General features: G+C 65.6%; 21 protein-coding genes. 8 read left to right on the forward strand and 13 right to left on the reverse strand.

Annotated elements, in window-relative coordinates; translation table 11 throughout:
- The 4 genes from A5760_RS20135 to A5760_RS20150 form a co-directional block, all read right to left on the reverse strand.
- A partial coding sequence (locus tag A5760_RS20135; RefSeq protein ID WP_196772146.1) for a class I SAM-dependent methyltransferase occupies window positions 1-176 on the reverse strand: 176 nt, incomplete at its 3' end.
- A gap of 101 nt (window positions 177-277) precedes the next feature.
- Window positions 278-1,141 carry a 3-hydroxybutyryl-CoA dehydrogenase gene (locus tag A5760_RS20140; protein WP_064884002.1) on the reverse strand — a complete coding sequence of 288 codons (864 nt, stop codon included), beginning with the start codon at window positions 1,139-1,141 and terminating at the stop codon, window positions 278-280.
- 237 nt (window positions 1,142-1,378) lie between these two features.
- Window positions 1,379-2,665 carry an isocitrate lyase gene (aceA, locus tag A5760_RS20145; RefSeq protein WP_064884005.1) on the reverse strand — a complete coding sequence of 429 codons (1,287 nt, stop codon included), beginning with the start codon at window positions 2,663-2,665 and terminating at the stop codon, window positions 1,379-1,381.
- A gap of 266 nt (window positions 2,666-2,931) precedes the next feature.
- Window positions 2,932-3,729, reverse strand: coding sequence for an acyl-[acyl-carrier-protein] thioesterase (locus tag A5760_RS20150; protein ID WP_064884008.1), 798 nt, complete (start codon window positions 3,727-3,729; stop codon window positions 2,932-2,934).
- 160 nt (window positions 3,730-3,889) lie between these two features.
- Between A5760_RS20150 and ramB the strand changes: the two genes are divergently transcribed.
- The gene (gene ramB, locus A5760_RS20155) at window positions 3,890-5,314 is read left to right on the forward strand and encodes an acetate metabolism transcriptional regulator RamB (RefSeq protein WP_064884048.1); all 1,425 of its coding nucleotides are present in this window, start codon (window positions 3,890-3,892) and stop codon (window positions 5,312-5,314) included.
- On the forward strand, window positions 5,311-5,874 hold the full coding sequence (locus A5760_RS20160) for a carboxymuconolactone decarboxylase family protein (protein WP_064884011.1): 564 nt from the start codon (window positions 5,311-5,313) through the stop codon (window positions 5,872-5,874). Before ramB ends, A5760_RS20160 begins: the two co-directional genes overlap by 4 nt.
- On the opposite strand, the gene A5760_RS20165 is transcribed toward A5760_RS20160, so the two are convergent.
- The 6 genes from A5760_RS20165 to A5760_RS20190 form a co-directional block, all read right to left on the reverse strand.
- The gene (locus A5760_RS20165; RefSeq protein ID WP_064884013.1) at window positions 5,869-6,150 is read right to left on the reverse strand and encodes a hypothetical protein; all 282 of its coding nucleotides are present in this window, start codon (window positions 6,148-6,150) and stop codon (window positions 5,869-5,871) included. The two genes, A5760_RS20160 and A5760_RS20165, sit on opposite strands and share 6 nt — an antisense overlap.
- A 7-nt stretch (window positions 6,151-6,157) precedes the next feature.
- A complete protein-coding gene (gene lpdA, locus A5760_RS20170) occupies window positions 6,158-7,555 on the reverse strand; it encodes a dihydrolipoyl dehydrogenase (protein ID WP_064884016.1) in 1,398 nt (465 codons plus the stop codon).
- Window positions 7,556-7,605: 50 nt separating this feature from the next.
- Window positions 7,606-8,190, reverse strand: coding sequence for a hypothetical protein (locus A5760_RS20175; protein WP_064884019.1), 585 nt, complete (start codon window positions 8,188-8,190; stop codon window positions 7,606-7,608).
- Window positions 8,183-8,461 (reverse strand): putative holin, encoded by a 279-nt coding sequence (locus tag A5760_RS20180; RefSeq protein ID WP_196772147.1) that lies wholly within the window; start codon window positions 8,459-8,461, stop codon window positions 8,183-8,185. The genes A5760_RS20175 and A5760_RS20180 overlap by 8 nt, the downstream gene beginning before the upstream one ends.
- 19 nt (window positions 8,462-8,480) lie before the next feature.
- The gene (locus A5760_RS20185) at window positions 8,481-8,948 is read right to left on the reverse strand and encodes a DUF779 domain-containing protein (RefSeq protein WP_064884051.1); all 468 of its coding nucleotides are present in this window, start codon (window positions 8,946-8,948) and stop codon (window positions 8,481-8,483) included.
- A gap of 68 nt (window positions 8,949-9,016) precedes the next feature.
- On the reverse strand, window positions 9,017-10,540 hold the full coding sequence (locus A5760_RS20190) for an aldehyde dehydrogenase family protein (RefSeq protein ID WP_064884029.1): 1,524 nt from the start codon (window positions 10,538-10,540) through the stop codon (window positions 9,017-9,019).
- A gap of 66 nt (window positions 10,541-10,606) precedes the next feature.
- On the opposite strand from A5760_RS20190, the gene A5760_RS20195 reads away from it, so the two are divergent.
- The 5 genes from A5760_RS20195 to A5760_RS26750 all read left to right on the forward strand — a co-directional run bounded on the left by A5760_RS20195 (window position 10,607) and on the right by A5760_RS26750 (window position 14,840).
- Window positions 10,607-12,649: a prolyl oligopeptidase family serine peptidase gene (locus A5760_RS20195; RefSeq protein WP_196772148.1), complete on the forward strand. Its 2,043-nt coding sequence runs from the start codon at window positions 10,607-10,609 to the stop codon at window positions 12,647-12,649.
- A gap of 10 nt (window positions 12,650-12,659) precedes the next feature.
- Window positions 12,660-12,986 (forward strand): hypothetical protein, encoded by a 327-nt coding sequence (locus A5760_RS20200; RefSeq protein WP_064884035.1) that lies wholly within the window; start codon window positions 12,660-12,662, stop codon window positions 12,984-12,986.
- Between the two features lie 7 nt (window positions 12,987-12,993).
- The gene (locus A5760_RS20205; RefSeq protein WP_155764393.1) at window positions 12,994-13,905 is read left to right on the forward strand and encodes a crotonase/enoyl-CoA hydratase family protein; all 912 of its coding nucleotides are present in this window, start codon (window positions 12,994-12,996) and stop codon (window positions 13,903-13,905) included.
- Between the two features lie 79 nt (window positions 13,906-13,984).
- Window positions 13,985-14,491, forward strand: a complete 507-nt coding sequence (locus A5760_RS20210) for a DUF5078 domain-containing protein (protein ID WP_064884039.1) — start codon at window positions 13,985-13,987, stop codon at window positions 14,489-14,491.
- Window positions 14,492-14,612: 121 nt separating this feature from the next.
- Window positions 14,613-14,840, forward strand: a complete 228-nt coding sequence (locus tag A5760_RS26750) for a hypothetical protein (protein ID WP_155764394.1) — start codon at window positions 14,613-14,615, stop codon at window positions 14,838-14,840.
- 8 nt (window positions 14,841-14,848) lie between these two features.
- Here A5760_RS26750 and A5760_RS20215 read toward each other — a convergent pair whose 3' ends face one another.
- From A5760_RS20215 to A5760_RS20225, 3 genes are all read right to left on the reverse strand, one after another.
- Window positions 14,849-17,779, reverse strand: coding sequence for an RND family transporter (locus A5760_RS20215; protein WP_064884042.1), 2,931 nt, complete (start codon window positions 17,777-17,779; stop codon window positions 14,849-14,851).
- Entirely contained in the window at window positions 17,776-18,324 is a 549-nt protein-coding gene (locus tag A5760_RS20220; RefSeq protein WP_064884046.1) for an MmpS family transport accessory protein, read from the reverse strand. The genes A5760_RS20215 and A5760_RS20220 overlap by 4 nt, the downstream gene beginning before the upstream one ends.
- Window positions 18,325-18,619: 295 nt before the next feature.
- Entirely contained in the window at window positions 18,620-19,306 is a 687-nt protein-coding gene (locus A5760_RS20225; protein ID WP_155764395.1) for a TetR family transcriptional regulator, read from the reverse strand.
- A 122-nt stretch (window positions 19,307-19,428) separates the two neighbouring features.
- Here A5760_RS20225 and A5760_RS20230 point away from each other — a divergent pair.
- On the forward strand, window positions 19,429-20,177 hold a 749-nt coding region (locus A5760_RS20230), incomplete at its 3' end, for a cytochrome c biogenesis CcdA family protein (RefSeq protein WP_196772149.1).

The raw sequence follows: 20,177 nt of genomic DNA on the forward strand, positions 1-20,177 counted from the left end.
AGCTTTCCCAACGCAAGATCGAACTTCGCAATTTGGGCCTCTTCGAGCGTCATGTCATCGCGCTCGAAGTAGGCGCACGTGTAGCCCATCGTGGGGTCGAGAAATAATGCGAAGAATTCGTCCGAGACGTCGTAGATGGACTGCGACTCCTCGTAATAGGGCTCCAATACCGCCATATTCGATGCAAACCTTTCATCTATTTCACGCGAGCATACTAACCGATCACCCAACAGGCGGCCATCTGGGCGCCCGACGCGCTAGGTCAATCGCCGCAGGGTCAGTATGTGTAGAAGCCTTGGCCCGTCTTCTTGCCCAGCCGGCCGGCTTCCACCATGCGCAGTAATAGCGGCGGCGGGCCGTACTGCGGTTCCTTGAACTCCTCGAACATCTTGTCCGCGATCAGCTTCAAGGTATCCAGACCGACCAGATCGGACAGTCGCAACGGACCCATCGGGTGCGACAGCCCGGCCACCACGGCCTTGTCGACGTCCTCGACGGTGGCGAAACCGGCTTCCACCATCCGGATGGCGGACAGCAGGTAGGGCACCAGCAGCGCGTTCACCACGAAACCGGACCGGTCCGAGCAGCGCACGACCTGCTTGCCCAGCACGGCGCTCGCGAATTCCTCGGTGCGCGCGGCGGCGGCGTCGTCGGTGACCAGCGTGCTGACCAACTCTACGAGCGGCAGTACCGGCACGGGGTTGAAGAAGTGCAGACCCAGCACGCGCTGCGGGTTCTTGGTGGCCGCGGCGATCTTCATGATCGGGATGCTGGAGGTGTTGGACGCCAGAACCGCGTCGGGGTCGGTGATGACCCGGTCGAGTTCGGCGAAGACCTGCGCCTTGACGGCGTCGTCTTCGATGATCGCCTCGATGACCAGTTGGCGGTCGGCGAGGTCCTTCAGGTCGGTGGTGAAGGTGAGCTTGCTCAGCGCCCGGTCACGTTCCCGCTCGGTCACCTTGCCGGCGCTGACGCCGCGCTCCAGCGACTTCACGATGCGGTTGCGTCCGGCCGTGATGAGGGCCTCGGTGGTCTCGAACACGGTCACGTCGACTCCGGCGCGGACCGAGACCTCGGCGATCCCGGACCCCATCTGGCCGGCCCCGACAACTCCTACCCGCTGGATCGTTGCGTCACTCACTGATTTCTCTCCGGTGTCGTATCGTCTTGCACCGCAATAGGCCCCGCCCAGGTTTAGCTGGGCGGGGCCTACGCTACTTCATCTCATTTTCAAGGCGCGGCGTGCGCCGCGCGCTCACTGCAGGCTCAGTGACTCAAGCCGTCTGTTTCACCTCGTCCTCGCGGGCAGAGCCCGTTCGTCCTCAGTGTCTCAAGCCCTCGGTTTCACCTCGTCCTCGCGGGCAGAGCCCGTTCGTCCTCAGTGAAACTGGCCCTCTTCGGTGGAGCCGGTCAGCGCGGTGGTCGACGAGGTCGGGTCCACCGTGGTGGCGATGCGGTCGAAGTAACCGGCACCCACCTCGCGCTGGTGCTTGGTGGCGGTGTAGCCACGCTCCTCGGCGGCGAACTCGCGCTCCTGCAGCTCGACGTAAGCGCTCATCTGGTTGCGGGCGTAGCCGTAGGCCAGATCGAACATCGAGTAGTTCAGCGCGTGGAAGCCGGCCAGCGTGATGAACTGGAACTTGAATCCCATTGCCGCGAGCTCCTTTTGGAACTTCGCGATGGTGGAGTCGTCCAGGTGCTTGCGCCAGTTGAACGACGGCGAGCAGTTGTACGCCAGCATCTGGTCGGGGAACTCGGACTTGACGCCCTCGGCGAACTTGGCGGCGAGCTCGAGGTCCGGGGTACCGGTCTCCATCCAGATCAGGTCGGAGAACGGCGCGTAGGCCTTGGCGCGGGCGATGCAGGGCTCGAGGCCGTTGCGAACCCGGTAGAAGCCCTCCTTGGTGCGCTCACCGGTGATGAACGGCTGGTCGCGCTCGTCGACGTCGGAGGTGATCAGCGTGGCGGCCTCGGCGTCGGTCCGGGCGATGACGACGGTCGGAACGTCGCACACGTCGGCGGCCAGGCGGGCCGAGGTCAGGGTGCGGATGTGCTGCTGGGTCGGGATCAGCACCTTGCCACCCAGGTGGCCACACTTCTTCTCCGAGGCCAGCTGGTCCTCCCAGTGCGATCCCGCGACACCGGCGGCGATCATGGCCTTCTGCAGCTCGTAGACGTTGAGCGCACCGCCGAAGCCGGCCTCACCGTCGGCGACGATCGGCGCCAGCCAGTTCTTCACCGAGGTGTCGCCTTCGACCGCGGCGATCTCGTCGGCACGCAGCAGCGCGTTGTTGATCCGGCGCACCACCTGCGGCACCGAGTTGGCCGGGTACAGGCTCTGGTCGGGGTAGGTGTGGCCGGACAGGTTGGCGTCACCGGCGACCTGCCAACCGGACAGGTAGATGGCCTTCAGGCCGGCGCGCACCTGCTGCACGGCCATGTTCCCGGTGAGGGCACCGAGCGCGTTGATGTACTCCAGGTCGTGCAGCTGCTCCCACAGCACCTCGGCGCCGCGACGGGCCAGGGTGGCCTCCTCGACGACGGTGCCCTGCAGGGCGACGACGTCCTTGGCGGTGTAGGTCCGGGTGACATCCTTCCAACGCGGGTTGGTGTCCCAGTCCTGCTGGATCTGTTCGGCGCTCTTGGGGGTGCCAACGACAGACATTGGGCATGCTCCTTCACGATCTTCACTACTGAGTTGCTGGACGCCTCACCGGCGGTAGCTAGCGGCTCAACTTCACTGGTGTGCTAACTCGAAGATGACACAGCTCATAGGGGGCGGTCCACCCCTTTCAGTTGCCAATTTAAGCAACAGGAACGCTCGAATTTGCGAAGCTTGCTAAGTTGCTAACTAACTTAACCGTTTCAGAAGCTACCCGCCGGTAACCAGAACGCGCAGGTCAACGGCGGTTAACGGGACGCTTGTCCGGTTTAGCGAGCAAAGATCGCGGCGACGGCTTTCGCCTCGTCGCCCACGGCGTATGTGAGCGTTGTAACAGTGCGATCGGCCAGCTCGGGGCCGAATTGTTCGGTGGACCCGGCCGGGTGAACATGCGAGATGATGTCCAGCTTGTCGCCCAGCGCCACCGGCGCCTCGTGCTCGATCGTGATGCGCAGCGGCGGGTGCATCAGTTCCGGGTGCGAGGCCAGGTAGTCCTCGATCACGCTCCAGTACACGGAGTTGTTCATGTGATCGAACAGGTCGATGTCGGTGACCCGGACCGGAAACTCGTGGATCTCGGCCGCGTCGTCGCGGCTGGCCGGCTTCAGATAGGACTTCCACCGCAGTCGGTCCACGGAGGTCGTCTTGTGCAGGCCGGCCAGGAAGTCGTCGGAGATGCGCGAGGGCATCTGGGTCTCGCGGTTGATGTTGATCCAGAATGCCTCGGACTCGATGAGCCCCTCGCCGCGCTTCCCATCGATGCGAACCCGCATCTCACACCAGCGGTTCGAGGTGCCCGAACACCATCTGCGCAGGCGGAGCATGTCGTTGAACTCGATCGGCCGGATCAGGTCGAGCATGGTGCGCCGGACGATCCACAGCGGGTGGGTCTCCTCGAAGCCCATCTCGCGCAGCTGGTCCTGGCCGATGTCCTGGATGTGGCGCGCGGACGCGTCCAGCCGCAACCGGCCCGTGTGGTCGATGTCGCCGACCCGCAACGGCCACTGGCGATCGAAAACGTCAGGGTGACCGTCGGGCACCGGCATCAATTGTTTATCCAGGCTCACGGCGTCGCTCCCCGATTCCTCCTCGTGGTCACCCCAGGCTAAGGCCTGAGGCCCCGGTCGAATCATGCCAACGGGGTGCGCCGAATACCAATTTCGACGCGACGGTCTGCGATGCCAAGTCTGCGAACCAGATCTTCACATGGCCGGTAACCTCGGTGAAGTGTCCAAGACCTTCGTCGGCTCCCGCGTTCGCCAGCTGCGCAACGAACGCGGATTCTCCCAGGCCGCGCTCGCCCAGATGCTGGAGATCTCGCCGAGTTACCTCAACCAGATCGAGCACGACGTCCGCCCGCTGACGGTGGCCGTGCTGCTGCGCATCACCGAGGTGTTCGGGGTGGATGCGACCTTCTTCTCCTCGCAGGACGACACCCGGCTGGTGGCCGAATTGCGCGAGGTCACCATGGACCGCGATCTGGACATCGACGTCGACCCGACGGAGGTCGCCGAGATGGTCAGCGCCCATCCCGGGTTGGCCCGCGCGGTGGTCAACCTGCACCGGCGCTACCGGATCACCACGGCGCAGCTCGCGGCCGCCACCGAGGAGCGGTACTCCGACGGCAGCGGCAGCGGCTCCATCACCATGCCGCACGAGGAAGTGCGCGACTACTTCTACCAACGGCAGAATTACCTGCACGAGCTGGACACCGCCGCCGAGGACCTCACCATCAAGATGCGGTTGCACCACGGCGATCTGGCGCGCGAGCTCACTCGCCGTCTCACCGAGGTGCACGGGGTGCACATCAACCGCCGAATCGACCTGGGCGACACCGTGCTGCACCGCTACGACCCCAAGACCAAGACGCTGGAATTCAGCAATCACCTGTCGTTGGGGCAGCAGGTTTTCAAGATGGCGGCCGAACTGGCCTACCTCGAATTCGGCGATCTGATAAACACTTTGGTCGAGGAGGGCAAGTTCACCAGCGACGAGTCGCGCACGCTGGCCCGGCTCGGGCTGGCCAACTACTTCGCCGCGGCGGCCGTGCTCCCCTACCGCCAGTTCCACGACGTCGCGGAGAACTTCCGCTACGACGTCGAGCGGCTGTCGTCGTTCTACTCGATCAGTTATGAGACCATCGCACACCGGCTTTCGACGTTGCAGCGTCCGTCGATGCGCGGTGTGCCGTTCTCGTTCGTCCGGGTCGATCGGGCCGGAAACATGTCAAAACGTCAGTCCGCCACCGGCTTTCACTTCTCCTCCAGCGGAGGCACCTGCCCGCTGTGGAACGTCTACGAGACGTTCGCCAATCCGGGCAAGATCCTGGTGCAGATCGCGCAGATGCCCGACGGGCGCAACTACATGTGGGTGGCCCGCACCGTGGAACGTCGCGCGGCCCGGTATGGTCAGCCGGGTAAAACCTTCGCGATCGGGTTGGGCTGCGAGCTTCGCCACGCGCACCGGCTCGTCTACTCCGAAGGACTCGACGTTTCGGGGGAACCAGGGACAGTGGCCACACCGATCGGCGCGGGCTGCCGGGTCTGCGAACGCGACAATTGCCCGCAGCGCGCCTTCCCGGCGCTGGGACGCGCACTCGATCTCGACGAGCACCGCAGCACGGTGTCTCCCTACCTGGTGATCCAGCCGTGAGCCCGCCGGACGGCCGGATCCCGCCGGGGCGGTTTCGCGAACTGGGACCGATCAATTGGGTGATCGCGAAGCTGGGTGCGCGCACCGTGGCCGCGCCGGAGATGCATCTGTTCACCACGCTGGGTCAGCGCCGGTTGCTGTTCTGGACGTGGCTGGCGTACGGGGGCCGGCTGCTGCGTGGGAAGCTGCCCACCATCGACACCGAACTGGTGATCCTGCGGGTCGCGCATCTGCGCGGGTGCGAATACGAGCTGCAGCATCACCGCCGGATGGCCCGCAAGGCCGGGCTGGACGCGGACCTGCAGGCCGCCATCTTCGCGTGGCCCGAGAAGCTGGACCCGGTTGATGCCCGCCTCACCGTGCGTCAGCAGGCGCTGCTGGCGGCCACGGACGAGTTCGTCGAAGACCGGACCGTCACCACCGACACGTGGCGGCAGCTGGCGACCCACCTGGATCGGCGGCAGCTGATCGAATTCTGTTTACTCGCAAGCCAATACGACGGGCTTGCCGCGACCATGTCGGCGCTCGACATCCCGCTGGACCATCCGCGCCAGCTATAGGTAGACGTCGACGAGGATGGCCAGCGTCAGTATCACCGGAAGTACCGGCAGCGCGAAGGCGAACACCGCCCATGCCTGCTTGCCGCGCCGGCGCTGCCGCGAGCCCCACAGCGCGGCGCCGATCCCCAGCACCACCGAGGCCAGCAGCACCAGCGGGGCCCATTGGCCGGCGGTCGCGTTGTCGCCGTTCGAAATGGCCAGCAACCACAGGACATAACCCGTCGCCAGGCCACCGACGGCGCCCGCGATGGCCTGGGGGGTGACGGTGCGCATCATCGACGGCTCAGAAATTGATCATGTGCCCGGTCAGGCCGTGGAAGCATTCCTGCAGCGCCTCGGACATGGTCGGGTGGGTGTGCACGTTGCGGGCCAGCTCGGTCGCGGTCAGGTCCCACTTCTGGGCCAGCGTCAGCTCCGGAAGCAGTTCGGAGACGTCGTGGCCGACCAGGTGTCCGCCCAGCAGCTCACCGTATTTGGCGTCGGCGATCAGCTTGACGAACCCGCTCGGGTCGCCCACACCGTGCGCCTTGCCGTTCGCGGTGAACGGGAACTTGGCCACCACAACGTCGTGGCCTTCGTCGCGGGCCTGCTCCTCGGTGAGACCGAAGCTGGCGACATTGGGCTGGCAGAACGTCGCGCGCGGCATCATCCGATAATCACCGAGCGCCAAAGTCTCTGCGCCGGCGATGGTTTCGGCGGCCACCACGCCCTGGGCCTCGGCGACGTGGGCCAGCTGCAGCTTGCCGGTGACGTCGCCGATGGCGTAGATGTGCTCGATGTTGGTGCGCATGTAGTCGGTGATCCCGATGGCCTTGCGGTCGGTCAGCGCGACGCCGGCCGCCTCCAGGCCGAAGCCTTCGACGTTGGGCGCAAAACCGATGGCCTGCAACACCTTCGCGGCCTTGAGCTCTTGGGAGTTGCCGTCCTTGCTGGCGACGACGGTCACCTCCGAGCCGTTGTCGGAGATGGACTCGACTTTCGTTTCGGTGAGGATTCTGACGCCCAGCTTCTTGAACTGCCTCTCGACCTCTTTGGAGACATCGGCGTCCTCGTTGGGCAGCGCACGCGGCAAGAACTCGACGACGGTCACGTCCACGCCGTAGTTCTTCAGCACATAGCCGAACTCCATGCCGATCGCTCCGCAACCGGCGATGATGATCGAGTCCGGCAACTCCCGGGACAGGATCAGCTCTTCGTAGGTGACCACGTTGGCCGACAGCGACGTGCCGGGAACGAGGCGGGTGCTGCTGCCGGTGGCGATGATGGCGTTGTCGAAGGTGACGGTCTCGGTGCCGCCCTCGTTGAGCTCGACCGCGATCGTGTGCGGGTCGGTAAAGCGGCCGTAGCCATGGATTTCGGTGATCTTGTTCTTCTTCATCAGGAAGTGCACGCCGGCGACGCGGCCCTCGGCCACCTTGCGGCTGCGGTCGAACGCGACCCCGTAGTCGAACGTCGCCTCGCCGCTGATGCCGAATGTCTTGGCCTCTTTGGTGAAGATGTGGGCGAGTTCGGCGTTGCGCAGCAGCGCCTTGGACGGGATGCAGCCGACGTTGAGGCACACACCGCCCCAGTACTTCGGTTCAACGACCGCGGTGTTCAGCCCCAGCTGCGCGGCGCGAATGGCCGCGACATATCCGCCGGGACCGGCCCCGAGGACGACGACGTCATAGTGAGAAGTCACGAGCCCACCCTAGTTGGCCACGACCCTTGGTGGCCGCCCGGGCGTTGGCGTCAATACGGAATGACGCCAAGGAGACAGTGGCCCACGCGCTCGCAGTGGTAATAGGCGTACAGGGGCGCCGCGGCGACCAGCGCGGCGAACGGCCCGGACATCATCGCCACCGAGAGCGCCGAGATCAGCGGCCTGCCCTGGGTCATCGCCAGCATCACCCCGCCGACGATGCAGACCACCACATAGACCAGGACCACGAACAGCGCCGCGGTCTTGTCGACCGAATGGTACCACCAATAGAACAGCCCCAGCCCGATCACGGCCGCCGCTGCCCACACGCCGAGCAGCACCAGGACCAACTTCCACCACTTGAGGTAGAGGTACCGGCCGGGCACGTTGACCGGTTGCACCGGGCCGACCGGCTCGGCCGACTCCGGCTCGCCGGCATCCGCGGTGGGTATCGCCGCCGCGTCCTCGACGGTGCCAGGCTCGGGCTCTTCAACGGCGGCGTGCTCGCCGGTGTCGTCATCGAAATCGGGGACCCACGACTGGGTACCGGTGTGCTCGGCGTCGTCCTCGTCATCCGAGAAGTCCGGCACGAAAACCTCGGTGCCCGGGTTCGAGGCGTCCTTGTCGTCAGGCACCGGCGGCCACCCGCAACGCGACCAGCACGCCGAACCAGCCCGGCGCCACCGACAGCAGGAACGCGCCCAGCATGGTGACCCAGCGGCGGCCGGAGAACAGGATCGTCGTCAGCCCGACGACGCTGAGGATGCCGACCACCGACGCGATCGCGACGCCCGGGCGGACGCTGGCGTGGATGGCCACGGTGCACGCCACAGCCGCCAAAAGTCCGACGGCACTGCCGATCAGCATGGCGCTGGCCAACAACCAGGGACGTGGAAGAGGGATCACTTTCCCGACTGTACTGCGGTTACCGGCGCGCGGGGCACGTCGCCGAGGCCGCGTCAACCACCACCGGTCCCCGCGCCCCGGGGCGTTCACCGCGTTCGTAGTCGGCGCCGGTGATCACCGCCGCGGCGGCCAGCGACGCCTGCTCTTCGCCGGTGAAGACACGGCCGCGGGACAGGAACCGTACCCCGTCGGGCGCCTCCAGGCTGAACCCGCCGCCGCGGCCCGGCACCACGTCGATGACCAGTTGGGTGTGCTTGTCGCGGTAGTGGGCCGCGTACTGCGGACCCGAAATCCACACCGGCACGCCGTCCGTCCCGACGTCGAGCACGCCGAGCAGCACGTCGCGGTCACCGACGAGGAAGTCGCCGAGCGGGTAACACATCGGCGACGAGCCGTCGCAGCAACCGCCGGACTGGTGGAACATCACCGGGCCGTGGATCGCCTGCAGCCGCGTCAGCACCTCGGCGGCAGGGGCGGTGATGACCACCCCAGCGACATCAAGGCGCCGCTCCTCCTCGTCGCTGCGCTCTGCATCGTCGCCGGCGCGCGGGTCCATCAGAAGAACCCTTGCGCCTTCTCGGAGTAGGACACCAGCATGTTCTTGGTCTGCTGGTAGTGGTCGAGCATCATCTTGTGGTTCTCCCGGCCGATGCCGGACTGCTTGTAGCCGCCGAACGCCGCGTGCGCGGGATAGACGTGATAGCAGTTCACCCACACCCGGCCGGCCTGGATGTCGCGCCCGGCACGGTACGCGGTGTTGCCGTCGCGACTCCACACCCCGGCGCCCAGGCCGTAGAGGGTGTCGTTGGCGATCGAGATGGCGTCGTCGTAGTCGGTGAACGACGTCACCGTCACCACCGGACCGAAGATCTCCTCCTGGAACACCCGCATCTTGTTGTTGCCGCCGAAGATGGTGGGCTGCATGTAGAAGCCGCCGGACAGATCGCCGCCGAGCTCGGCGCGTTCGCCGCCGGTGATCACCTTGGCACCCTCGTCCTTGCCGATCTCGATGTAGGACAACACCTTTTCCAGCTGATCGTTGGATGCCTGTGACCCCAGCATGGTCTCGCTGTCCAGCGGATCACCCTGGCGGACCGCCTTGGTGCGGATCGCGGCCAGCTCGAGGAACTCGTCGTAGATGTCGGCCTGGACCAGGCTGCGCGACGGGCAGGTGCATACCTCGCCCTGGTTGAGGGCGAACATGGTGAAGCCCTCCAGCGCCTTGTCCTGGTAATCGTCGGCCTTGGCCATCACGTCCGAGAAGAAGATGTTGGGGCTCTTGCCCCCGAGTTCCAGGGTGACCGGGATCAGGTTCTGCGACGCGTACTGCATGATCAGCCGCCCGGTGGTGGTCTCGCCGGTGAACGCGATCTTGGCGATCCGGTTGTTCGACGCCAGCGGCTTGCCGGCCTCGGCGCCGAAGCCGTTGACGACATTGATCACTCCGGGCGGCAACAGGTCGCCGATCAGCGACATCAGGTAGAGGATCGAAACCGGTGTCTGCTCCGCGGGTTTGAGCACCACCGCGTTGCCGGCCGCCAGCGCGGGCGCCAGTTTCCAGGCGCCCATCAGGATGGGGAAGTTCCACGGAATGATCTGCCCGACCACGCCGAGCGGCTCGTGGAAGTGGTAGGCCACGGTGTCCTCGTCGATCTGCGACAGCGAGCCCTCCTGCGCGCGCAGCGCCGCGGCGAAGTACCGGAAGTGGTCGGCGGCCAACGGAATGTCGGCGGCCAGCGCCTCACGGATCGGCTTGCCGTTGTCCCAGACCTCGGCCACCGCCAGCGCGGCCGTGTGCTCATCGATGCGGTCCGCGATCTTGTTCAGGATCGCCGCCCGCTCGGCCGGCGCCGTCTTGCCCCAGGCCGGAGCCGCCGCGTGCGCGGCGTCGAGCGCCTTCTCGACGTCGGCCCCATCGGAGCGGGCCACCTCGCAGAACGTCTGGCCGGTCACCGGTGTCGGGTTCTCGAAGTAACGCCCCTTCACCGGGGCCATCCACTGCCCGCCGATGAAGTTCTGGTAGCGGGATTCATACGACATCAATGCCCCGGCAGAACCTGGACGTGCGAAAACAGTCATCTGCTCTCACCCCTCACTCGGCTGTGTAATTCACCTCACACTACCGCCGGCGCCACAATGGCTTCCATGCCGTCGCAAGCTCACGCCGCCCCCGAAGACAACCAAGATCAGTACCTGTGGCTCGAGGACGTCACCGGCGACGAGGCGCTGGATTGGGTGCGGGCGCGGAACGAGCCGACGCTGGCGCGTTTCCGCGACGAGAACTTCGAACGGATGCGCACCGAGGCGCTCGAGGTGCTCGACACCGACGCCCGCATCCCCTACGTGGTCCGCCGCGGCGAGCACCTCTACAACTTCTGGCGTGACGCGGCCAACCCCCGGGGCCTGTGGCGGCGCACCACGCTGGACAGCTACCGCACCGAGTCCCCCGAGTGGGATGTGCTGATCGACGTCGACGAGTTGGGCCGGGCCGACGGCGAGAAATGGGTGTGGGCCGGCGCCGCCGTCATCTACCCCGAATACACCCGCGCGCTGGTCAGCCTGTCCCGCGGCGGCTCGGACGCCTCCATCGTGCGTGAATTCGACATGCTGACAAGGCAATTCGTTGACGACGGATTCGAGCTTCCGGAGGCCAAGTCGCAGGTCAGCTGGGCCGATCCCGATACCGTGCTGGTGGGCACCGACTTCGGCCCCGATTCGCTGACCGATTCCGGCTATCCGCGGGTGGTCAAGCGCTGGCGCCGCGGCACCCCCCTCGCCGAGGCCGAGACGGTGTTCGAGGGGGTGCGTTCCGACGTCAACGTGGTGGCGAGCACCAGCCGGATCCCCGGCTACGAGCGCACCCTGATCGGCCGGGCGCTGGACTTCTGGAACGAAGAGGTCTACGAGTTGCGCGGGTCGGAACTCATCCGCATCGATGCGCCCACCGACGCCAGCGTCGGCCCGCACCGCGAGTGGCTGCTGATCGAGCTGCGCAGCGACTGGTCGTTGGGCGAGACCACCTATACCGCCGGGTCGCTGCTGGCCGCGAATTATGACGAATTCCTCGCCGGCACAGCGCAATTGCAGGTGGTCTTCGAACCCGATGAACACACCGCCCTCAACCACTACGCGTGGACCGAGAACCGGCTGCTGCTCGTCTCCCTGGCCGACGTGGCCAGTCGCGTGGAGATCGTCACGCCCGGTGACTGGCGGCGCGAGCCGGTGGCCGGCATCCCGGCCGCGACCAACACCGTCGTCGTTTCCGCCGACGACACGGGCGACGAGTTCTTCCTGGATTCCAGCGGATTCGACTCGCCTTCGCGGCTGATGCGCGGAACCGATGACGGAAGGCTCGAACAGATCAAGTCCGCCCCGGCCTTCTTCGATGCCGAAAACATTTCGGTGACACAGAATTTCGTCACGTCGCAGGACGGCGCCTCGATCCCCTACTTCGTGGTGCGGCCCGGCGGTCCGCAGGCTTCCGGCGGGCCGGCACCGACCCTGCTCTACGGCTACGGCGGCTTCGAATCGTCGAACACACCGGGCTACAGCGGCGTGCTGGGCCGGCTGTGGCTGGCCCGCGGCGGCACGTATGTGCTGGCCAACATTCGCGGCGGCGGCGAATACGGCCCCGGCTGGCACACGCAGGCGATGCGCGAGGGCCGGCACAAGGTGGCCGAGGATTTCGCGGCCGTGGCAACCGATTTGGTGGATCGCGACATCACCACGGTCGAGCAGCTCGGAGCGCAGGGCGGCAGCAACGGGGGCCTGCTGATGGGCATCATGTTGACCCAGTACCCGGAGAGGTTCGGCGCGCTGGTGTGCAGCGTGCCCCTGCTGGACATGAAGCGCTATCACCTGCTGCTGGCCGGCGCCTCGTGGGTCGCTGAGTACGGCGATCCCGACAACCCCGATGACTGGGCGTTCATCTCGGAATACTCGCCCTACCAGAACATTTCGGCGACGCGCCGGTACCCGCCGGTGTTGATGACCACCTCCACCCGCGACGACCGGGTGCACCCGGGTCACGCCCGCAAGATGACCGCGGCGCTGGAGGCCGCCGGTCATCCGGTCTTCTATTACGAGAACATCGAGGGCGGGCACGCCGGCGCCGCGGACAACGAGCAGGTGGCGTTCAAGTCGGCGCTGACTTACTCGTTCTTATGGCAGACGCTCGCGCGGCCATAGGATCGTCGATGTGTCAGCGATCCAACGCATCGAACTCACCCTGCTCGCGACGGGATTGATCTTCATCCTGGCCTCGGCGGCACAGGCGCGCTATCGCTTCGTCAAGCACCGTCGCGCCGGCCGGCGGTTCTACTGGTCGACCGCGATCATCGGCATCGTCTGCTTTGCGTTCGGGACCGGCCAGCTCTGGCCGAACGGCGTCCTCGCGGCGGCGGTCTTCTCCGCCATCATCGCGTTCTCGGCCTACCTCACCACGCCGTATCTGAAGATCGGCGGGCGGATCTACGCGTCCTCGCCGGAAAACCGTGAGGCCGACCCGCCCGCCGAGGAGCGCTAGCCCACACTTGGGTATGCCCGACTTCCAGACGCTGCTGTACAGGACGGCCGGCCCGGTTGCCACCATCACGCTGAACCGTCCGGAGCAGCTCAACACCATCGTCCCGCCGATGCCCGACGAGATCGAGGCCGCCATCGGCCTGGCGGAGCGCGACCCGGCGATCAAGGTCATCGTGCTGCGCGGTGCGGGCCGGGCGTTCTCCGGCGGCTACGACTTCGGCGGCGGGTTCCAGCACTGGGGCGAGGCGATGATGACCGACGGGAAATGGGATCCCGGCAAGGACTTCGCGATGGTCAGTGCCCGGGAGACCGGGCCGACGCAGAAGTTCATGGCCATCTGGCGGGCGTCCAAGCCGGTGATCGCGCAGGTGCACGGCTGGTGCGTGGGCGGAGCCAGCGACTACGCGCTGTGCGCCGACATCATCGTCGCCAGCGAGGACGCCGTGATCGGCACGCCCTACAGCAGGATGTGGGGGGCGTATCTGACCGGAATGTGGCTCTACCGGCTGAGCCTGGCCAAGGCGAAGTGGCACTCGCTCACCGGCCGACCGCTCACCGGCGTGCAGGCCGCCGAGATCGAGTTGATCAACGAGGCGGTGCCGTTCGAGCGGCTGGAGGCGCGGGTCGCCGAGATCGCGGCCGAGCTCGCGCAGATCCCCTTGTCGCAGCTACAGGCGCAGAAGCTGATCGTCAACCAGGCCTACGAGAACATGGGGCTGGCGTCCACCCAGACGCTGGGCGGCATTCTCGACGGCCTGATGCGCAATACCCCCGACGCGCTGGCCTTCATCAAGACCGCCGGGGCCGAGGGCGTGCGGGCCGCGATCGAGCGCCGCGACGGCCCCTTCGGCGACTACAGCCAGGCACCTCCGGAACTGCGACCCGACCCGACGCATGTCATCGTCCCTGATCGCGACTGATACTGAGACGCACTAGCCAAATCCTGGCAGTGACCTGGGAACTGTTCCCGGCAGGCCAAAAAGTGTTACCGTAATTGCTATGTCTCGGCTGAGTACTGGCCTGCGTGCAGGCGCCGCGTTCCTTGCTCTGGGTATTACCGCTGCGATTTTTCCGTCGACCGCGGTAGCCGACTCCACGGAGGACTTTCCGATCCCCCGCCGGATGATCAACACCACGTGTGACGCCGAGCAGATCCTGGCGGCCTCCCGGGACACCAGCCCGGTGTACTACCAGCGCTACATGATCGACTTCGACAACCACCCCAACGTCCAGCAGGCGACCATCGACAAGGCGCACTGGTTCTTCGGGTTGTCACCGCAGGACCGCCGGAACTACTCCGAGAACTTCTACGCGCCGGTCTCCGACCCGCTGTGGGTGGCCTGGCCCAACCACATGAAGATCTTCTTCAACAACAAGGGCGTGGTGGCCAAGGCCACCGACATCTGCAACCAGTACCCGCCTGGCGACATGTCGGTCTGGGACTGGGCCGAGCCAACTGGTCCACCTGGGTGGCCAGGACCTACCAAGGGTAGGGTCGACCAGTAACGCGGTGATGGCGCCCGGAACCGATCGTTTTCCGGCGCGTCGTCCCCTCGGGGCTGTTCAGCGCACGAACCTACGGCCTAGGTTTGTAGGGCCGGAGCAGCTGTTGTGGGCCGGGGCTGCGGTGGCCAACGCGATCAAGAAACTGTGGGTCGTCATTGTCATCGTCAATGCAGTGGCGGGGTTCTGCGTCTCGCGACTGCCGAGCTTTCGGCAACCTCGTAAAGCCGGCGTTGCACCGACATCAAAGGCAGAATGCCGCATCGACACTTCTCACCGCGACGTGTTCCAACCACGCCCCGAGGCCGTGTCGCAGCTCTGCACGCCAGCACGGATCTCGACACTCACGTGACGTGAAGATCAGCGCGGTTGTACCACCCCGCCCGCCGGGTGCTCGTCGACGTCGTTGAGGATCAACTCGCGCACGGCGCGACGCGGTCCATACGGCCGCAGCATGGTGCTGGCCGGCCGTGGACGCACGTGCTGCGGCCACCAGAACCAGCGCCCGAGCAAGGTGGCCAGCGACGGTGTCATGAACGACCGCACGATCAAGGTGTCGAACAACAAACCCAGCGCGATCGTCGTACCCACCTGAGCCATCACCAGCAGCGGGCTGAACATGAACGTGGCCATGGTGGCGGCGAACACCAGACCGGCGGAGGTCACCACCGAGCCCGAACCGGCCATCGCGCGGATCGTCCCTGTCTTTAGCCCGGCGTGGATTTCCTCCTTGAACCGCGATATCAGCAGCAGGTTGTAGTCCGAGCCGACCGCCAGCAGCAGGATGATCGCCATCGCCAACACCATCCAGTGCAACTTCATGCCCAGGATGTACTGCCATAAGAGCACGGAGAGTCCGAATGAGGCGCCCAGCGACAGCAACACCGTACCGACGATCACGAAGGCCGCCACGACGCTTCGGGTGATCACCAGCATGATGACGAAAATCAAAGTGGCTGCGGCGATTCCGGCGATCATCAGGTCGATGTTGGAGCCGTCATGCATGTCCTTGTACGTCGCGGCGGTGCCGCCGAGGTAGACCTTGGCGCCCTCCCAGGGGGTGCCCTTGATCGCCTCGTGCACGGCCTGCTTGATCGGCTCGATGTGGTTGATGCCTTCAGGAGTCGCCGGGTCGCCTTCATGGGAGATGATCAACCGGACGGCGTGCCCGTTCGGCGATATGAACTGCTTGAGACCCCGCGCGAAATCCGGGCTCTTGAACGCCTCCGGCGGAAGGTAGAACGTGTCGTCGTTCTTCGCTTTGTCGAAGGCATCGCCCTGGGCGGTGGCGTTGTCGGACTGCGCTCGCGCCTGTTCGTTGAGACCCATCGTGGTCGCGTAGTTCGACATGATGGTGTCGAGGTTGCGCTGCTGGCTCTCGATCTGCGGCGGTATCAGCGCCACCAGCTTCGGCTGAATCTTGTCCAGCTTGTCCAGATTCGCGCTGAGGTTCACGATGTTCTCAGCCACCTGGTCGATACCGTCGAGCGCATTGAAGACCGACCGGAGGGCCCAGCAGACCGGGATGTCGTAGCAGTGCTTCTCCCAGTAGAAGTAACTACGAATCGGCCGCAAGAAGTCGTCGAAGTTGGCGATGTCGTCGCGCAATGCCTCGGTGATCTTCACGGTTTCTTTGGTGAGCTTGGTGGTTTCGTGCGTGGTGTTGCTGAGATCCTGGGTCACCTGCATCTGCTCATGCAGCGTTGCCATCGTCTTGTGCAGCTCGTCGGCCTGCTTGAGCAGGTTTGCCGCCTGCTCATCCTGATAGTGCTGGGTCTGGATCCGCGCCGCGGCCTGCGCGCCCATCTGGAAACCGAGGGTGCTGTGGTCGAGCGGCGTGCCCAACGGCCGGGTGATGGTCTGCACCCGGCCGATACCGGGGATGCGGAAGACCGCCTTGGCGACCTTGTCCAGCACCAGGAAATCGGCCGGGTTACGCAAGTCGTGGTCGGTCTCGATCATCAACAGCTCAGGATTGAGCCGAGCCTGGTCGAAGTGCCGGTCCGCGGCGGCATAACCGACATTGGCCGGGGTGTCCGCCGGCAAGAAGTGGCGGTTGTCGTAGTCCGTCTTGTAACCGGGCAGGGCGAGCAGACCAACTAAAGCAACCCCGATGGTCACCGCGAGAACCGGTGCGGGCCAGCGGACGATCGCGGTGCCGATGCGACGCCAGCCCCGGGTCTGCAGCTTGCGCTTCGGATCCATGAGCTTGAAGAACGAAGCCACCGTCAGCATCGCCGGACCCAGTGTCAAAGCCCCGAACACCGCGACCAACATGCCGACCGCACAAGGCACCCCCAGCGACTGGAAGTACGGCAGCCGGCAGAAGCTCAGGCAGTACATCGCGCCGGCGATGGTCAGGCCCGATCCCAGCACGACATGCGCGGTGCTGTGGAACATGGTGTAGAACGCTTCTTCGCGGGTCTCGCCCAGACCACGGGCCTCCTGATAGCGGCCGACCACGAAGATCGCGTAATCCGTCCCGGCGGCGATCGCCATAAGCACCAGCATGTTGTTGGCGAAGGTCGACAGCCCCATGATCCCGTAGTTGCCCAGCGTCGCGACGACGCCGCGGGCCGCGGCCAGCTCGACGAACACGATCGCCAGCATGATCAAAACCGTGCTCACCGATCGGTAAACGAAAAGCAGCATCACCACGATCACCAGGAGGGTGATAAGAGTGACGACCGCGACGCCCTTCTCCCCCGAGTGGGACTGGTCGGCGAACAGCGGACCCGCGCCCGTGACGTATGCCTTGATTCCCGGCGGCGCGGGCACCGAGTCCACGATCTTGCGGACGGCCGCGGCAGACTCGTTCGCCAGCCCGCCGCCCATGTTGCCGGCGAGGTAAACCTGGACGTACGCGGCCTTTTGATCGTGGCTCTGGGAACCCGCCGCCGTCAGCGGATCACTCCAGAAATCCTGGACGTGCTGAACGTGTTTCTTGTCTTGCTCGACGCGCCTGACGATCTCGTCGTAGTAGCGGTGCGCTTCGGCCCCGAGTGGCTTGTCGCCCTCCAGCAGGATCATGGCCGAGTTGTCGGAGTTGAACTCTTTGAACGTCGATCCAACCCGCATCATCGACTGAAAGGATGCCGCGTCAGTGGGACTCATCGACACCGAGTGGGTTTTGGCGACGACCTCCAGCTGCGGGGCCACGGTGTTGGTGACGAACACGATGCCCAACCACACCAGGACGATCGGCAGGGCCAGCCGATGGATCATCCGCGGCAGGAACGGCGGAATCAGCGGCTGATCGACGCGCGGCGGAGCCTCGCCCTGCTCGCTCATGCGGACTTGTCCAGGCAATAGACGAAGGCGTTCACGGTTTGGTTGGGATCTGAGCGATTCGGAGTCTTGATGACGTCACCGCTCCCGTCGTGCTTGTTCACCACGAACTGGCAGGCGATCCAACTGCCGTCTCCTTGCGCCACCAGGTTCGCCGGGATGCCGGGCTTCGTTGAACTCAATACTTTGCTCCAGGGCAACGGCACGTTGAGGGCCTGCTGCGGATGGGAGTTTTCGTCGAGGTAATTGATGGTTGCCGTGCTGCCCGGTGGGCCCCAGACCTGGAGCGTGATCGTCTTGGCGTTGAACTCGTCGAGGACCTCGCCCGAGGTGCCACCACCGAACGAACCGCGGTGAACGCCGAAGACACCGTGCAACCGGTACACCACGAATCCTGAGACCGCGACGACAGCTGCGATCGTGAGCACCAGCCAGAAACGCGCCAGAAGCCCCTTTTTCGTAGCGCGCTGCGGGGCGACCTTGTTGCCCTCGCTGCCTGCGAGGCCCTGCTTCTTCAACGGCTCGGTCCTTGGCTCAGTCGTCGTCATGGGCGCTTCAAGTCCTTCACCACGGGCGAAACATCAATTTGCCTATGTGTAACCCTAGCGATGACCCACAGTTTCTTGATCGCGTTGGCCACCGCAGTCCCCCTTCGACGGCCTTCTCTCACCCGGGCGCCGTTGCGGCCGTTGGTGTCCGACGGTCGCGGCGTGGCCTCCGGCGGCACACTGGACGCGGCCGAGGGTCGCGCGGTCGTTTCAGGTCGCGGGCGCTCGGAGAGCTCGGGACCGTCTTGACCGGTTGCAGTTCGCCAAGCCACAGCGCTCCGGCTCCTTTCTGAGTTCATGAGGATTTCGCGATGAGGCCGACGCACGTGGCCGTCAGCAGGCGGGTAAGTGCGGATGCGAAGTCCAGATTCCATTCGGGCGGAACCACTTCCGGCTCCTCGGCGTAGACATCGGTCAGATGTTCCGGCGGATTCGCGACTTGCCACAGCGTGGCCGCCAGCGAGTAGGCGGCAAGCAAGATGTCGAGCGAGCCCGACCGTCCGAGTTCGGGCAGCGCGCTCCCGATCGAATCGGCCAGCGAGAGGGTGGCGGCGGTGCTGATCCGCCGGACCTCGATGACCCGTTCCGCGTCCACCTCGTGTTCGAGGTGCAGGTGCAGGTTGGCCAGCAGGTCACAGAACAGCGGGTCGTCGGCCAGCGCTTCGGCCAGCGTCTCGGCGATGCGCGAGGGCGACTTCGCGCCGGGCTCGGCCAGCTTCTCCGACACGGTATTCGACCACCGCACCCAGCCCTCGGCGGACAGGTGCAGCAGGACTTCTTTGTGCGAGGTGAAGTAACGGCGCACCGCCGAGTAGTGGATTCCGGCGCGGCTGGCGACCGCGGTCAGGGTGACCGACGCGACGCCCGTTTCCATGGCCAGCGAGCGTGCGGCCTCCACGAGGGCCTCCGCACGTTGGCGCTTCTTTTCCTCAGTGCGGGCGCGCTGGAATGTTAGTTGCGCCACCGGCCGAGCGTAACGCACGTTGTGTGATTTGTATAACGCACGCTGCGTGATTTGTGCCTGGATCACTCGCCGGCGCGAAAACAGGTAAAGGTGTATCCATGCTCATCGTCCGGTGCCCGTCGAGCCCCGCCGAGTAGCCCGTGCAGACCATCGCCCTGATCGGGTTTCTCGGTGGGCTGATCACCGGCATCTCGCCGTGCATCCTGCCGGTGCTTCCGGTGATCCTGCTGTCCGGCATGGACAGCGGACGAGCCAGCAGCCGGGCCGGCGGCCGCAGCATGAGGTCCGCGACGCGGCCGTACCTGGTGATCGCCGGCCTGGTGTGCAGTTTCAGCCTGGCCACGTTGATCGGTTCCGCGCTGCTGACGGCGCTGCACCTGCCGCAGGACGCGATCCGGTGGGCCGCATTGGTGGTGTTGGTCCTGATCGGCCTGGGGTTGATCTTCCCGCCGGTGCAGCACCTGATCGAGCGGCCGTTCGCGTATTTCCCGCAGCGCCAAATCAGCTCTGGGACAGATGGTTTCGGCCTGGGTCTGACGCTGGGGGCCCTGTATGTGCCGTGCGCGGGTCCGGTGCTGGCCGCCATCGTGGTGGCGGGCGGGACGTCGTCGATCGGGCCCGGCGCGCTGGTGTTGACCGCGACGTTCGCCATCGGCAACGCATTGCCGCTGCTGGCCTTCGCACTGGCCGGGCGGCGGGTCACCGAACGAGTGGCCGCGTTCCGCCGCCGGCAGCGCGTAATTCAGATCGCCGGCGGGATCGCGATGATCGTGCTGGCCGTGGCGCTGGTGTTCAACCTGCCGGCGATGCTGCAGCGCGCCGTCCCCGACTACACGACGGCAATGCAGAACAAGCTGGGGGCCAACGACATCGAGCGCAGCCTGGGTTC

This window comes from Mycobacterium colombiense (assembly GCF_001665835.1).
Classification (GTDB): Bacteria; Actinomycetota; Actinomycetes; order Mycobacteriales; family Mycobacteriaceae; genus Mycobacterium; species Mycobacterium colombiense_A.